Raw genomic sequence first — 14,599 nt, 5'->3', positions numbered from 1 at the left:
TGGGGTACCATGATGGGAGAAGGCAACAGCTCAGGAGGTACGGAGTGAAGGTCGACGACAACGCGGTCGATGCAGTCCTCAACCGGCTGCGCCGCGCTCAGGGGCAGCTCGCCGGTGTCATCGCCATGATCGAAGCCGGACGCGACTGCAAGGACGTCGTCACCCAGCTCGCGGCGGTCTCCAAGGCCCTGGACCGCGCCGGCTTCAAGATCGTGGCCAGCGGCATGCGCCAGTGCATGACCACCGCGGACGAGAACCAGGCCCCCATGAACGAGGAAGAACTCGAAAAGCTCTTCCTCGCCCTCGCCTGACCATCACCCCGCACCAAAACGGACCGACCTCTCCACCATGACCGCCGTGACGCCACGACACGGAAGCGGCCGTGCCACAACGTGCCAGTAGGGACGGTTCACAGCGGTCAACAAGGGTTTCACCGAGGTAGCCAGAATGGCGACCAAGGCGGACGTAATCGCAGGTCAGACGCCGTCTGCGCGCTCAAGTGCCGGGTGATTCCCAAGCTTATAGCGCGGGTTCGATTCCCGTCATCCGCTCAGATGCGAAGGCCCAGGTCACCGACCTGGGCCTTCTTCGTCCTCTGGACCTTTCAGAGCCCACGCGCCGTTCGAATGCCACAAGTGCCGCAGCAGCGCGTCAGATTGGGCCCCCGTTCGTCGACGTCTCGGCGGTCGAGAAAATCCGATCCAGGTGGTGATGGAGCACCGCGATCGCCGACTCCGGGCTCCGCTGGCCCACGAGGATGCTGGTACCCATGGTCGCGGCCATCGCGAGCAGACTGATCGCCTCCGTGCGCGCGTCGGCGTCCGGGTCGGCCAGGCCGGCCTCCTGGGCCTGTTCGAGAAGTCCGGTCAGAGCGTTCTCCGCGGCGTCGGGGTTGTCGATGAAGGGCTGGGCGGCCAGCGCCTCGTCGGTCACCGACAGAATGGCGTACGAGCTGTAGAGCAGGTGGAACGTGCAGCTCTCCTCATCGGTCGGCAGCGAGGCCAGCAGCAGCGTCTCCACCGTGGCGCGCGCGCCCGGGTCCGGGCCGACAGCGGCCAGTCGGGCGCCCACCCTCGCGGTGAAGCGGTCGGTCAGGTGCCGGAGGCCGTAGAAGAGCAGCTTTTCCTTGGTCTCGAAGTAGTACTGCACGAGCCGGAGCGACACACCGGCCTCCGCGGCCACGTCCCGCATGCCGACCGCATGCAGCCCGCGCCGCCCCGCGACCTGGATGAGCGCCTCGGCGATCTGGGCGCGCCGCTCCCCGTGATCCACACGCTTCGGCATGTTCCCGTGTCTCCGCCTGTCGATAGTGGGTTCGCGCTCCGCCACCCGAAGCACTTCATGATACCGATGTATCACGTTGATGATACGGTCGTACCACGAAGAACGGATCTTCACAGGAGGTGCCGCCGTGCCCGAGAACACCGCCCGCGTACGCCACGATGTCGGCCACTACGTCAACGACGCCCTGCGCGACCGCTACTTCGCCGCAGCCGACGCCCTCTACGCGATGGGAGCACCCGCCCGCTCCGAGACGGACGTGGAGACCACCTTCGGCACCACCCACGTCTACCGGTACGGGCCTGCGGACCCCGCCGCCGAGTCCCGGACCCCGATCGTCCTGATCCACGGCGCGGGCTACAGCTCGGCCATGTGGTACCCCAACACCCCCGGTCTCAGCGTCGACCGTCCCGTCTACGCGCTCGACACCCCGGGCGACGCGAACCGCAGCATCCACCGCGAGCCCATGTGGCAGCCCGGGCGCGCCGCCCAGTGGATGGACGAGGCCCTCGACGCCCTCGGCCTCGACCGGGTCCACCTGGTCGGCTCCTCCTACGGCGGCTGGCTGGTGCTCAACCAGGCCCACCTCCGACCCGGACGACTCGCCTCCGTCACCGCCCTCGACCCCGGTGGCCTGGAGAAGGTCGGCCTGCGCTTCTTCGCCTGGGTCTTCGTGAGCCTGTTCGCCACCTTGGCCCCCAAGGCTCTGCGCCCCCGGCTCGCCAAGTGGCTGGACCAGCCGGTCATAGCCATCCCCGAGATGCGCAAGTGGATCCAGCTCGGCGCCCGCGCATACCGGATCCGCCGCCCCGCACCCCTGCCGCTGGCCGAGGACGAGCTGCGGTCCATCCGGACCCCGCTCTACGTCATCATGGGCAAGCACAGCCTGCTCGTACACCCCAAGCGACAGCTGGAGCGCGTACCGCGCCTCGTCCCCGGAGCACGCGCCGAGATCATCACCGCGACCGGACACGGCCCGCAGATCGACCACCCGGACGTGGTCAACGCCCGGATGCTGTCTTTCATGGAGGACGTCGATTCCCTCGACCCTGCTGGGGTCGACGCATAGGGCTACGACAGGGAGAAACGGCCGTCGGCGGTGCCCACTCCGTGCCACAACGTGCCAGTAGGGGCGGTGAACAACGGTCGACGCGGGGTCGCCAGAAGCAGCCGGGACGGATCCGCCGGCGAATATCCCCGCAGGTCAGAGGGCATCTGCACACCCAAGTACCGGGTGATTCCCAAGGTTATAGCGCGGGTTCGATTCCCGTCATCCGCTCTTCCACGAGGCCCCGGGTCAGCGACCTGGGGCTTCGTCGTTGTCTGGACCTCTTGGGACTCCTCCCGCACCATCTACGCGGCGCCATGGCGTCGCGCGGGTGCGCCTCTGGCTGGAGCCTGACGCTCAACCGCGGCAGACCCTGGGCGGCTCGGCCGGGAGACGCTCGCAGGCGCACGGGACTCGGCAGGACTGGATCGTCTCCCGTCCGAGGTCAGCCTCCGGGAAGTCCGTCACAGCGCCCATCGCGTGGACTGAACCGCTTCTACCCTCCACTCGGAACGACTTGGTCCTGCGGGGCGGGTAGCTCCGGTCTTCCCTGTGCGGGTACGGATCCCGATCCTGTGGCCCGGCCGGGTGCCGCCTGCCGCATTCCGGTGCGCTGTGCCGCACGGCGCCACAGTCGGGACAGGAAGGTGTAGAAGCGGTCGGGCAGGAACACGGCGTCCGCGATGATCATCGCGCCGGAGAACAGCGGCAGCCCCATGAGTACGGCGATGCCGATGTGCATCCCGAGCAGCACAAGCCGGCGCGACGGGTGCGGACGGGTTCGACGGTCCGCTCTTCGACGTGAGCGATGAGCACGCTCTCCGAGATCCGGACGTGCTTGCCGAGCCTGACGTAGCGGATCCGGCGTTCCTGGACGAGCCGGCGGATGAAGCGGACACCGGTGCCGAGGCGTTCGGCGGCCTCGTCGACCGTGAGCAGGCGGTCGTTGTTGTTCACCCTTCGGCGTGCGGGGGTGAGCGGAGGCGTGCGGTATCGCCGTCTGGCGCAAGTGGCCTCGCGGGCCGTCAGCTAGGACCGGGAGCAGTCACTCAGGGCTCCACCTACGAGGGCGGCCTGACCGGGCCCCCGTGGCACGATCCGGCCGCCGGGGGCAGCCTGGAAGAAGGCCACAGCAAGCCAACACACCCAACGAATCGAGACGGCCATGGCAGCGACGACACGGAATGACACACCGGTCGCGATCGAGGGCGGAGGTGTCGAGCTCCGCACACAAGCCGTCAGCGACGACCTGTCCGTGGCCTTCGTCCGTTTCCCCCAAGGCACCGACATGAGGCCGGCCCTGACAGGCCTGCCCGACAGCCTCTGCCCTTGCCCCCACTGGGGCTACATGCTCAAAGGGCGGCTGAAGATGGTCACGAAGGACGGCGAGGAGATCTACGAAGCGGGCCAGGCGTTCTACTGGCCGCCGGGACACGCCCCCGTGGCGCTCGAAGACTGCGAATACGTGGACTTCTCCCCCACCGAAAGCTTCACCGCCGTCATCGAGCACATCAAGGCGCAGGGCTGATCCGCCTCACTCGTTCTCCGCGTCGGCCCGTGCGGCCCATCCCCCCCGGAGCGGAGTCGAGCCGTGGGCCGACGAGCAAGGATCCCTTCAAGGACAAGCGCCAGGGCGAGGACGCCTCCACCCGCGAGGTTCTGCGCATGCTCGTGCTCTGCGCTCCACCCTCGCCGGCGGCCTCCCCCGCCCGAGACTTGTCAGCGCCTCGACGACTCCGTACCCGAGCCGGCCACCGTCCGGCCTGCCGACCGTCTCTCTTCCGAAACGCCGCATTCGGAGTGCATGAATACCTGTGTTCGCGACCTGAGATTTTAACAACCGTCGCGGATAGGGTTTTTGCCAGCGCCACCCAGGGGAAATGTTCGACGCACAAATACTACGGGGACGTGCTACTGTCTATCTCAGTTGCAGTTTTGGTACCCAAAAACTTCGAGCGCTCCCGTCGGCCGCGTGCCGGCGGAAGCGCTTTGTCTTTCCGGTATTTTCCGGGCAGGGCATCATCGCGGCGACACGGCATCCGTACGGTACGGATGCCGGTGTACTGCCCCAAGGAGATACGACATGGCTGCTGGCACCGTGAAGTGGTTCAACGCGGAAAAGGGTTTCGGCTTCATCGAGCAGGACGGTGGCGGCGCTGACGTGTTCGCCCACTTCTCGAACATCGCCGCCCAGGGCTTCCGCGAGCTGCAGGAGGGCCAGAAGGTCACCTTCGACATCGCGCAGGGCCAGAAGGGCCCGACGGCCGAGAACATCGTCACCGTCTGACGCTGACGCGCATCTTGCAGCTGGGGCCCGCATCCCTCGGGGTGCGGGCCCCAGCTGCATGCATTTCCGCAGTGATTCCTCCTGCCGGAACACCACCTCAAGGTACGCAGCCCCCACTTCGGAGCCGTGCCTCTCGATGCCCCGGATTCACTTCCGCGCGCATTCCTTTTCCGCCTGCGTCGCCACTGTTTTACCGTGCGCCACGTTCGCTTTCGCTTCTCGAATTACGTTCGGCCCGTACCTGTGATTCCGCATGCTGCTCTTACGCTGCCGGAATTCCTCGATACGCGCCGTATCAAGGAAGGTTCTTCATGAACCCCGCACGTACGAACGGCCGTTCCGCCCGCACCCGGCGTACCAGCGCTCCCGCTTTCGGCTCAGCCGCCGGTTCGACCCGGGGCAGCCGCTTCGGTGTGTCGTCCGCCCCGAGCCGCTCGGGTGCTCCCCGCCGGTCGGGCGGTTCCGGCCGACGACCCGCCGCGGTGCAGGGCGAGTTCGCCCTGCCGAAGACGATCACTCCGGCGCTGCCCGCCGTCGAGGCGTTCGCCGATCTGGACATGCCGAAGACCCTGCTGGCCGCGCTCACCGCGCAGGGCGTGTCCGTCCCGTTCCCCATCCAGGGCGCGACACTGCCGAACTCCCTGGCCGGCCGTGACGTCCTCGGCCGCGGTCGGACCGGCTCCGGCAAGACCCTCGCCTTCGGCCTGGCCCTGCTGGCCCGCACCGCCGGACAGCACGCCGAGCCCCGTCAACCGCTGGCCCTGATCCTGGTCCCCACCCGGGAACTCGCCCAGCAGGTCACCGACGCCCTCACCCCGTACGCCCGCGCCGTGAAGCTGCGCCTGACCACGGTCGTGGGCGGGATGCCGATCGGCCGGCAGGCGAACGCGCTGCGCAGCGGCGTCGAGGTCGTCGTGGCCACCCCCGGCCGTCTCAAGGACCTCATCGACCGCGGCGACTGCCGGCTGAACCAGGTCGCGATCACCGTCCTGGACGAGGCCGACCAGATGGCCGACATGGGCTTCATGCCGCAGGTCACCGCGCTCCTGAACCAGGTCCGCCCCGAGGGCCAGCGCATGCTGTTCTCCGCGACCCTGGACCGCAACGTCGACCTCCTGGTCCGCCGCTACCTGACCGACCCCGTCGTCCATTCGGTGGACCCCTCCCAGGGCGCGGTCACCACCATGGAGCACCACGTCCTGCACGTGCACGGCGCCGACAAGCAGCGGCTGACCACCGAGATCGCGGCGCGTGACGGCCGGGTGATCATGTTCCTGGACACCAAGCACGCCGTGGACCGCCTCACCGAGGACCTCCTCAACTCCGGCGTCCGGGCCGCCGCCCTGCACGGCGGGAAGACCCAGCCCCAGCGCACCCGCACCCTGGCGCAGTTCAAGACCGGGCACGTCACCGTCCTGGTCGCGACGAACGTCGCCGCCCGCGGCATCCACGTCGACAACCTCGACCTCGTCGTCAACGTGGACCCGCCGACCGACCACAAGGACTACCTCCACCGCGGCGGCCGGACCGCGCGGGCCGGCGAGTCCGGCAGCGTCGTCACCCTCGTCACGCCCCAGCAGCGCCGTGGCATGAACCGTCTCATGCAGGACGCCGGCATCGTGCCCGAGACCAACCAGGTCCGCCCGGGTGAGGCAGAGCTGATCCGGATCACCGGCGCCCAAGCCCCCTCCGGCATCCCGGTCACCATCACCGCACCGGCGCCCGAGCGCCCCAAGCGCAGCACATCCTCCTCCCGCGGCCGCCGCGGCACCGCCTCGGCCGCCCGACGCGCCGGCGCCCGCCGGCCCGCCTTCGCCGCGGCGGCGGCCTGAGAACCACGTGATCCGGAAACTCGCCCATCTGTGCAGGAGGCATATTGTGACGCTGGTCCGGATGCAGCCCAGCTCGTCGAACACCAGGTCTGGGCCCCAGACGGTCAACGACGTCATGGAGGTGGCCGGACCGCAGGTCTGCGATGACATGACGGTCGAAGTGGCCCTGGCCGTGATGGCCAGTGCGCGCACCGGGCATCTCCTCGTCTGCGACGAGGACGGCCTGTGCACCGGGCTGGTCACCCGGGTCCAGCTCACCGCCGTCCGCGACAGCGCCGCCTACAACGACCAGATCCGGTTGCGCGCCGTACCCGGCGACCGCGGGCTGTTCACCTCGCCCCTGACCACGACGGCCGAAGCCGAACACGCGATGCGCCACCGCCGGCTCGACGTGCTGCCCGTCATCGACGAACAAGGCAGCGCCCTGGGCGTCCTCGCCCTGGCCCGCTGAACCACCTCACCACGGCAGGACCTTCCCTCCTTCTTCTTCCTGTGAGGCATCATGCGCTGTGTCATCGCCCGCTTCCCGTTCGACCTCACCAAGAGCGGCGTCCTGCAGTCCATGCAGGGTGTCAAGCCCGAGCCGGCCGTCGGCGAGTCCGTGATCATCGGCCGCCGCACCTACCCCGCCAAGCAGGTCGGCCAGGTCATCACCCGTCAGGACCGCCGCGACTTCAGCGCCGGTGAAGTCCTCCGCGCCATGGCCAAGCTCGGCTTCACCTGCCGCAGCCTCCCCCGGAACACCGCGCCCGCCCTGGGCCTCGACCCCCTCCGGCATGCTTCCGCGATGCTCGGCTCCCCGGCCGTCTGACCGGGGATCAGCGGCCTCCGGCATCGGCTTGATGAGGGAGGGGCCCGACCGGCGCGTGTGCCGGTCGGGCCCCTCCCGCGTGGCATGGGGTTTCAGGAAGGGTTCGGGGGTCGAGCGCCGGGCTCTCTTGCCAGGTGGAGCTGGCGCAAGGTGCGGTCCGTCTCCTGCCCGAGGTGTTCGGAAGAAGCCAGACGCTGCCACAGCGGGTCGGGGCGGCAGGGCACGGTGGCGCCCCGACCAGCCCACTCCTCGGCGAGCCGCGCGTACAGGGGGGTGTCCTGATCCGCCGCTTCCGCAGAGGTCTGGACCCGGGCGTGTGCCGGCCCGCGGAAGAACTGTCGCCGTGCTTGCTCCGGGAGGCGTGGTGCGGCCCTGCGCTTGCCGCTGCCCGCCTGCGCGTCGCGGCCGGAGGACGTCCAATCATCACCCGCAATGGTCATTGGAACGATTCTCCACCCCTGGGACACAGTGGGCGATCAGGCGCGCACGGTGAACAGGCCCGCACCCAGATAGACGCCTGGCAGTTGGAGGCTGTGGGATGAACACCCGCCCCCGGGGATCACCCCGCGCCCCGGGGCCGACCTCCTACGGTTGCTGTCGGATGCCTTGTCCCGCCCCGTCGCAGAGTGCGCCGGGGGGGTGCTGGCCTACGGGACTGTGAGTTCGCCCGGGCGGAGCGGGGAGGCAGGCGGCTGCTCGCTGCCGCCGGATCCGGCAGGGTCGAGACGGAAAGCGTCGACAAACCACGGAACTATCCCCCGTCGGAAGCGGGACGCTGCCGACGCCGCCGTGGATCCTGCCGGGCCACATGGGCATACCCCGCAGCGGGGCCCGGCAGTTCAGTACGCCAGAGGTCAGCACTTGGGCAACGGTCCCGACGGGGATTCGGGCGCCTTCTTCTGTCCGACTCCTGTTGGTCGGATGTCGGCTCCGTTCGTGGTCTGGGGGCCGTGCCAGTCCAGACAGAGCACGGTGGCATCGTCCGGGAGGTGACCGTCGCATGCGTCGGTGACCGCAGCGGTCAGGGTGCGTACGACCTCGCGGGGGTGCTCGGTGGCGGTGTCACCAATGAGACCCGGCAGGTTGAGGTCTTCGGCAGGGCCCTCCTGTATGCCGTCGGTGTAGAGCACGAGACGGTCGCCAGCGCGCAGATCGAGGTCTTGTACCTGGTAGTGGCCCTGTTCGGTAATGCCGAAGGGCAGATCCACACGCAGTCGGATCTCGTCGACCGTGCCGTCGCGCAGGCGTAGTGGCCGGGGGTGGCCGGCGTTGACGAGCTGGGCGCCGGACCCGTCCAGGGCGATGCGCAGCAGCTGGCCGGTGGCGAAGGTTCCTCGGCCGTGGTCGAGGAGGGCGTGGTGGGTCTGACGGGCTTGTTCGGCGAGGTCGGTGCCGGCGCGTCGGGCGCCACGGGAGGCGTTGACGATGAGTGTGGCCATGAGTGAAGCGTCGACGTCGTGGCCCATGGCGTCGGTTACGGACAGGTGCAGAGTCTCGCGGTCGAGGGCGTAGTCGTAGGTGTCCCCTGCGATGGTGTCGGCCGGTGCCAGGGTGCAGGCGAGGGCGAACTCTGCAGCCTCGCAAGAAGGAGACGAAGGCAGGAGCTGGCGCTGGATCTCCGCAGCGAGACTGACCGGGGTGGTGCGCTGGCCCCAGTGATAGAGGTCGGTGAAGCGCCGGTCTGTGACCACGATGTACGCCATCGCGTGCGCGGCCTCCTCGACCTGCTCCAGTACCCCCGGGGTGATCTGCGGAAGGAACAGCTCCAGGACACCGATGGTGTCACCGCGATTCGTGACCGGGGCGAGCACCCGGTGCCCCTCCCCGTCGCCCTGCATGTGGATCAGCTTCTGGCCGCGCAGTACTTCGTCATAGGCACTACCGGCGAGGGGAACGTGATCGATGCTGCGTTCGTGCTGCGTCGTCTGTTCCTCGCCGACCCGCACCACGCGACGGCCGGCGACATCCACGAACAGGAACGACACGTACCGGGCACCGAACCTGTCGCGCAGATTGCGTGCCACGACACCGAGAGAGCCCACCGGTGCGGCGCCCTCCGCCGCAGCCAGCAACTCAGCCAGCCCCATCCGATCACGTGCCATATCAGCCTCCCGGGAATACGGCTCCTACCTTCCCTCCGGCACGGCAGAAATCAACGCTGCGACATCTGCCTCACCGAAGACGGCCGCTCTTTTCCCACCCGACTGGTCACACCGCCCGCCATCTGACCGGTGTGCGCTCCTCATAGCGTTGAGCAGGGGTGGCAGACGGCGGAACCCGAGGCTGTTCCGGCCGCCTCGCCATGTGCGCCGAAGTCAGGCAAGGACGGCAACAGCGACCGACGGGCAGGGACCGGATCAGTGATCGGAGTAGCTGAAGTCGCCGATGGTCCAAGCGCTGACGTCCGCGATCGAGACGCGGTACATCCCGCCCGTCTCCGGGATCCCCACAGCGCCCTGAAGGATCCGGGCCATGTGGAAGTGCAGATACGCGGGCGGACCGTCCCTCCGGGTCGGTGTGGTGAAGACGGCGGAGAACTCTCCCAGGCGGTCGGAGTCCGCCAGGACCTCCGAGACCCGCTGCCTCCAGACCGCTTCGGGCGCCAGCCGGCCGGTGATGACAGCGCCACCGGTGACCACCGTCAGGGACATCTGATTGCTCTGCCCGGATTCCACCAGCGTGGCAACGTCAACGAGCAGCTCGTCAAGCTTCGACATGAGAGCCGATCCTATTCACGGTCGTCCTGCCCTCTCAACCGGTCGTGCCACTGGGCGAGAAGAGTCGTGCCACTGGGCGAGAAGAGCCGCCACCGCCTTCCCACCAGAGGCATGCCGCGTGACCGAGGCCGCTACGGCCGACTGGCCATGGGCCAGCCGAAGCGCCGGTGCCGCCGTCGGGGTCGGGAGCGCGCATGAAGGGCGGGTCGGAGGGAGGCGGCCCTCCGTCGCGGCTGGTGGAGTTCGACTTCCCGAAGAGCAGGGCGTAGCCGGAGGGGAGTTGGTTGATGATGCGGTCGAGGAGTTGTGGTCCGGCGAGTTGGGATACGACGGCAAGGACGACGCCGATGTTCCAGCGGGTGGTGGCGGGTGTGCCGCCGGTGCGTCGTCGTGGTCTCGGTCTGAAGAGTCATGCCGGTGGAGATCGCCGTTCTCTCCGGGCCCGGTCGGTGGACCGGGCAGAGCGAACACGTTTCAGGGGCGCCGGCTCACCGGGGGTGGTGTGGCCGGCCGAAGAGGAGCTCGTAGCCGGGTGGGAGCCGCAGGAGGATCCGGGCGGTCAGTTCCTCGCCGGCCGCGTCGGCGGCGGCGCTGAGGCGGCGCTGAGGGCGGCGCTGACGTCCCAGGAAGCGGTCTGTTCGGTGGCTCCTTCGATCCAGGCGGCCGCCGCGCGCACGAAGCGTTCGGGTGCGAGAGGCTCGGTGACCTGGAGCGGGTTGAGGAGCACCAGGGCGAAGGCAGGCGGGCGGCGAGTGCGGCCCGCACATCACCGACCAGATGGGAGCCGAGCCGCCAGCACGGTGCGGGCGGCTCGTTCGGCCTCCTGTGGGGACCAGTAACCGCTGCACAGCTCCGCCCTGTGCTTCCGACCTCGTCGTACGGTGACTGACCGCCGGCGCCGCCGGCAGTCACCCGGGCCTGTTCACCCGCGTCGACGCGGCGGTCCTGGAGAGAGACCGCCGCCGGCGTCACACACGTGCCTCGGCCTCCCACAACACCCGACGCTCAGATCCACCCGTTCGGCGCCGGCCGTGACTCCGACGCTCTCGTTGTCCCTCGCGTGGAAATACACGTGGAAATACACGGTGAACAACGCGTCAGCGGGGTGAGCCTCAGCGCGCCGAGTCCCGTGGGCGATTTCGCCTACCGCGGAGACCTGGCTCGCCATGGCCTGAGGGTTCTGCTGGAGGATTCCGAATCCTGGGCATGCACAGCGACACCGCTCCTTCCGGGCCCCCACCTCCCCTCGCACCGCCTCCCGGGGTGGCGGCCGAAAGCGCCACGACGGGATCGTCGCAGCCTGCTGACGGGGCATTCGGGCCCGGGCCCGTCCGGCCCGGGCCGACGAAAACGTGCCCCTAAAAGCCGGAGGCGCAACTGCCCCGGCCCGAACGCATCCTGCCTCCTCGGGAGGGGATCTTCCTCTGAACGGGGATCCGCGCTGGTCACATGGGGTGAAAGGGCTGCGAGGCTCGTTTCTGCCCCCGGGTGGGAGACGTTGGTGGGGATGTGAACACAAGTACCGACCGGATAGTGGCCCCTCCCCATGCCACCCCCGCCTCTGCTGCCGTGCACGGCTCGGGCGCGGACGCCGCGCCCGGCGTCATAGTCATCTCCTCCTGCACCACCTTCGGCACCACCCTGGTCGTCCACCTCGCAGGCGAGATCGACCACTACACTGCCGCCCCGCTGCGGACGCTGCTGGCCTCGGCCGCCGATATCGGCTGCACCGGCCTCGTCCTGGACACCGCCCGGGTCGTCTTCTGCGACTCCGGCTTCCTCGCCGTCCTCGACTGGTGGCCACGCCACGGACGCGGGCTCCGGCTCGTCAACCGCTCACAGCCCGTTCAGCGTCTGCTGAACGCCGCCGCCGCAGTGCGGCAGCCGCAGTCCCGGACCTGCGCACCGGCGTCAGCGGCCACGGAGTAGGTAGGGCTAGGGACTCCCCCCGGAAACCACGGAGTAGGTAGGAGAGGTGTGCCTATCGGGGGAGGAAGGCGCTTACGGTCTTCCCTCCAGAGGCCGGGCGGGTGACCGAGGTCGCCGCGGCGAGTCGGTTCACCATGGGCCAGCCGAAGCCGCCGGTGCCGCCATTGAGGTCGGGGGTGCGCATGCGCGGGACCTGGGGACTGGGGTCGTGCGCGGCCACATTGATTCCGTCCGGGCGGGCGGTCAGGTCCAGGGTGCAGACGCCGCCGCCGTGGCGCAGGGCGTTGGTGACGAGCTCCGAGACGACGAGGATCACGGTGTCGGCAACCTCGGGCGCGGGCGCCGGTACGAGCCCTTCGAGGAAGCGCCGGGCACTGTCGCGCGCACGGGCGACGGAACCCGCGGAGCGGTCGGTCGCGACGTCGAGGCTCATCGTGTCCATCAGGTCCCCCCTGGTCTGTGAGCGTCAGAATCGGTCCCTGCCTGTCCGTGTCGTGTGCCCGGATATGCGGTGGGCAACCCGGCGACGACCGCTCCGCAACCCATCGCGTCACCGTTCGAGGTCGATTACCTGTCCACCAGGAACCCGGAAATCTATGTCGGCCGGAGTAGACATTGAATGATGGCGTGGCTATGGTTTCTCTCGTAGCCCAGAGAGACAGCAGGGCCCGGCAGAGACGAACTGCCGGGAGAGCGTTACCCGCAGTGCAGATGCTTGCATTGCGCAGGACGGTACGGCGGTGGAGTTTCGAAGCCAGGCATGGTGAAGGACGGCGACGGGACTGGCGGCCGGACCGGGTGGCCCGCAGTGATCAGGGGCCGCCATGAGAGGGACGCGGTCACGGCAGGTGCTGTGCCCGTGAGTGCGGTACGCAGTACCCAGCAGTGAGTAGTGAGCAGCACCCCTGGTGAAGGCGTCGGCTGCGGACGCGCGCACCGGGAAGTTCGGCAGTGGGGTTCTAAGCCAGAGCAGACGCAGGACGGGCAACGGGGCTGGCTGCCGAAGAGTGGCGCTGTCACAGGCCACCGAGCGGTTCGCATCACCAGCAGTACCCGCAGTACGCAGTACCCGTAGTAAGTAGTTGATCACCGAGGAATAACGGAGGAGCTCACACCATCAGGATCGCCCGGGCAGAAGTCTTGAACCCGGGTACCGCAGGACATCGATAGTGAGGTGGTCTCCGGTCAAGCAACCGCGATCCCCGCACCCCCGACATTGTTCCGGTCGGGCACGCGGACACAGAACGCCGGCGCGGTATCAGGGCCGGCACGTGGTGTAGTAATTCCTTCGGGGCCCTGGTGCCAGTACGGCACCAGGGCCCCTCAACGCGTTCCAGAGAGAGGTGCAGATGACAGCAGACGACTCGTACGGCCGTCTCGACGACGACGACTACCCCGCCTACACCATGGGCCGGGCCGCCGAAATGCTCGGCACCACCCAGGGCTTCCTCCGCGCCATCGGCGAAGCCCGCCTCATCACCCCACTGCGCTCGGAGGGCGGCCACCGCCGCTACTCCCGCTACCAGCTGCGCATCGCGGCCCGCGCCCGCGAACTCGTCGACCAGGGCACCCCGATCGAGGCCGCCTGCCGCATCATCGTCCTCGAGGACCAGCTCGAAGAAGCCCAGCGCATCAACGCCGAATACCGCCGCGCCACCACATCCGACGCACCACCCGTCTCGGCTTGAGATGAGTCCGCCCGCCGTCGGCATCGACCGGCTGATGCCCTTCGGTCTCCACGAAATGGGGCATGCCACCGGGGGCGGACCGGGACTGCTGCCGATCTCCGGCCGCCGGCAGTTCAGGGCTCACGGCAGGGCGGGCAGGCGTCGGAACATCATCGTGGTCAGTGGGCGGCGAGGAAGATCGCGATGTAGTGGGCGGTGAAGGCTGCCACTGTCAACGCGTGGAAGACCTCGTGGAAGCCGAACCAGCGGGGCGAGGGGTTGGGACGCCGGAGGGCGTAGACGACCGCACCCGCGCTGTAGAGAAGCCCGCCGATCACGACCAGGGAGACCACGGCCACCCCGCCACTGTGCAGGAAGTCGGGCAGGTACCGGACGGGTACCCAGCCCAGCGCGAGGTAGCAGGGGGTGTACAGCCAGCGGGGGGCTCCGACCCACAGGACGCGGAAGGCGATGCCGACCAGAGCACCCGTCCACACGATCCACAGCAGGACGGACCACTGGTCGCGGGAGAGCAGGAGCACCGCGAGCGGCGTACACGTGCCGGCGATGATGAGGAAGATGTTGGCGTGATCGAGGCGGCGCAGAACAGCCTCGCCGAGCGGCCCCCAGGTGCCGAGGTGATAGACGGCGCTGGTCCCGAACAGCAGCCAGGCTGTCACGGAGTACACGGTGCAGGCCCACACGGCCTGCGGCGTCCCTGCCAGGCAGATGAGGACGATGCCCGCTGCCAGCGATGCGGGGACCATGCCGGCATGGAGCCAGCCACGCAGCCTCGGCTTGATCGGTTCCACCAGATCGGCCACCCGCTCGACCAGGTCGGCCACCGGGTGGGAGTCCTCGGCAGCCCCGTCGCGTGGCGGTCCTGAGGGAAGGCCGGTCGAGTCGCGTCCTACGACCGTCGGCGGGGAAGAAGAACTGTGGGCGTCGGCATCGTCTCGGGACACTGCTTCCCGTCCCGGATCGGACTGCTGGGTATCACGGGCAACCATGTGTACATGCTACGAAC

The 14,599-nt window shown here is 68.8% G+C and carries 14 protein-coding genes and 3 pseudogenes; 9 read left to right on the top strand and 8 right to left on the bottom strand.

Annotation, left to right across the window (positions count from 1 at the left end; translation table 11 throughout):
• Positions 1-44 precede the first annotated feature (44 nt).
• The gene (locus tag ACH4MY_RS07135) at positions 45-311 is read left to right on the top strand and encodes a metal-sensitive transcriptional regulator (protein ID WP_397998659.1); all 267 of its coding nucleotides are present in this window, start codon (positions 45-47) and stop codon (positions 309-311) included.
• Positions 312-651: 340 nt separating this feature from the next.
• Here ACH4MY_RS07135 and ACH4MY_RS07130 read toward each other — a convergent pair whose 3' ends face one another.
• Entirely contained in the window at positions 652-1,284 is a 633-nt protein-coding gene (locus tag ACH4MY_RS07130; RefSeq protein ID WP_397998656.1) for a TetR/AcrR family transcriptional regulator, read from the bottom strand.
• A gap of 127 nt (positions 1,285-1,411) precedes the next feature.
• Here ACH4MY_RS07130 and ACH4MY_RS07125 point away from each other — a divergent pair, with 127 nt between their 5' ends.
• On the top strand, positions 1,412-2,350 hold the full coding sequence (locus ACH4MY_RS07125; protein WP_397998653.1) for an alpha/beta fold hydrolase: 939 nt from the start codon (positions 1,412-1,414) through the stop codon (positions 2,348-2,350).
• A 475-nt stretch (positions 2,351-2,825) separates the two neighbouring features.
• Here the strand turns inward: ACH4MY_RS07125 and ACH4MY_RS07120 are convergent.
• Positions 2,826-3,083: pseudogene (locus ACH4MY_RS07120) on the bottom strand (HTTM domain-containing protein); the annotation flags it as partial.
• A pseudogene (locus ACH4MY_RS07115) lies at positions 3,017-3,323 on the bottom strand (helix-turn-helix domain-containing protein). The pseudogenes ACH4MY_RS07120 and ACH4MY_RS07115, both read right to left, overlap by 67 nt.
• A 171-nt stretch (positions 3,324-3,494) precedes the next feature.
• Between ACH4MY_RS07115 and ACH4MY_RS07110 the strand changes: the two are divergent.
• From ACH4MY_RS07110 to ACH4MY_RS07090, 5 genes are all read left to right on the top strand, one after another.
• The gene (locus ACH4MY_RS07110; protein WP_397998650.1) at positions 3,495-3,857 is read left to right on the top strand and encodes a hypothetical protein; all 363 of its coding nucleotides are present in this window, start codon (positions 3,495-3,497) and stop codon (positions 3,855-3,857) included.
• A 555-nt stretch (positions 3,858-4,412) separates the two neighbouring features.
• The gene (locus tag ACH4MY_RS07105) at positions 4,413-4,616 is read left to right on the top strand and encodes a cold-shock protein (protein WP_200430022.1); all 204 of its coding nucleotides are present in this window, start codon (positions 4,413-4,415) and stop codon (positions 4,614-4,616) included.
• Positions 4,617-4,927: 311 nt separating this feature from the next.
• On the top strand, positions 4,928-6,448 hold the full coding sequence (locus ACH4MY_RS07100) for a DEAD/DEAH box helicase (protein ID WP_397998647.1): 1,521 nt from the start codon (positions 4,928-4,930) through the stop codon (positions 6,446-6,448).
• A gap of 46 nt (positions 6,449-6,494) precedes the next feature.
• Positions 6,495-6,899, top strand: coding sequence for a CBS domain-containing protein (locus ACH4MY_RS07095; protein WP_397998644.1), 405 nt, complete (start codon positions 6,495-6,497; stop codon positions 6,897-6,899).
• Between the two features lie 51 nt (positions 6,900-6,950).
• Positions 6,951-7,259, top strand: a complete 309-nt coding sequence (locus tag ACH4MY_RS07090) for an SCO5918 family protein (RefSeq protein ID WP_397998641.1) — start codon at positions 6,951-6,953, stop codon at positions 7,257-7,259.
• A gap of 854 nt (positions 7,260-8,113) precedes the next feature.
• Here ACH4MY_RS07090 and ACH4MY_RS07085 read toward each other — a convergent pair.
• The 3 genes and pseudogenes from ACH4MY_RS07085 to ACH4MY_RS07075 all read right to left on the bottom strand — a co-directional run bounded on the left by ACH4MY_RS07085 (position 8,114) and on the right by ACH4MY_RS07075 (position 10,826).
• Positions 8,114-9,361, bottom strand: coding sequence for a PP2C family protein-serine/threonine phosphatase (locus ACH4MY_RS07085; protein ID WP_397998638.1), 1,248 nt, complete (start codon positions 9,359-9,361; stop codon positions 8,114-8,116).
• 255 nt (positions 9,362-9,616) lie between these two features.
• A complete protein-coding gene (locus ACH4MY_RS07080; protein WP_397998635.1) occupies positions 9,617-9,976 on the bottom strand; it encodes a hypothetical protein in 360 nt (119 codons plus the stop codon).
• A 488-nt stretch (positions 9,977-10,464) separates the two neighbouring features.
• Positions 10,465-10,826, bottom strand: a pseudogene (locus ACH4MY_RS07075) (DUF2267 domain-containing protein).
• Between the two features lie 683 nt (positions 10,827-11,509).
• On the opposite strand from ACH4MY_RS07075, the gene ACH4MY_RS07070 reads away from it, so the two are divergent.
• The gene (locus tag ACH4MY_RS07070) at positions 11,510-11,905 is read left to right on the top strand and encodes an STAS domain-containing protein (protein ID WP_397998632.1); all 396 of its coding nucleotides are present in this window, start codon (positions 11,510-11,512) and stop codon (positions 11,903-11,905) included.
• 52 nt (positions 11,906-11,957) lie between these two features.
• Here ACH4MY_RS07070 and ACH4MY_RS07065 read toward each other — a convergent pair whose 3' ends face one another.
• On the bottom strand, positions 11,958-12,347 hold the full coding sequence (locus tag ACH4MY_RS07065) for an ATP-binding protein (protein ID WP_397998629.1): 390 nt from the start codon (positions 12,345-12,347) through the stop codon (positions 11,958-11,960).
• A 907-nt stretch (positions 12,348-13,254) separates the two neighbouring features.
• Here ACH4MY_RS07065 and ACH4MY_RS07060 point away from each other — a divergent pair.
• Entirely contained in the window at positions 13,255-13,593 is a 339-nt protein-coding gene (locus ACH4MY_RS07060) for a MerR family transcriptional regulator (protein WP_397998626.1), read from the top strand.
• A 158-nt stretch (positions 13,594-13,751) separates the two neighbouring features.
• Here ACH4MY_RS07060 and ACH4MY_RS07055 read toward each other — a convergent pair whose 3' ends face one another.
• Positions 13,752-14,582: a hemolysin III family protein gene (locus ACH4MY_RS07055; RefSeq protein ID WP_397998623.1), complete on the bottom strand. Its 831-nt coding sequence runs from the start codon at positions 14,580-14,582 to the stop codon at positions 13,752-13,754.
• Positions 14,583-14,599 lie beyond the last annotated feature (17 nt).

The organism is Streptomyces sp. NPDC017246, from assembly GCF_044331325.1.
Taxonomy (GTDB): domain Bacteria; phylum Actinomycetota; class Actinomycetes; order Streptomycetales; family Streptomycetaceae; genus Streptomyces.
Note: the sequence above shows the minus strand (reverse complement) of the source record. Positions and strands in the feature narration are given on the sequence as shown.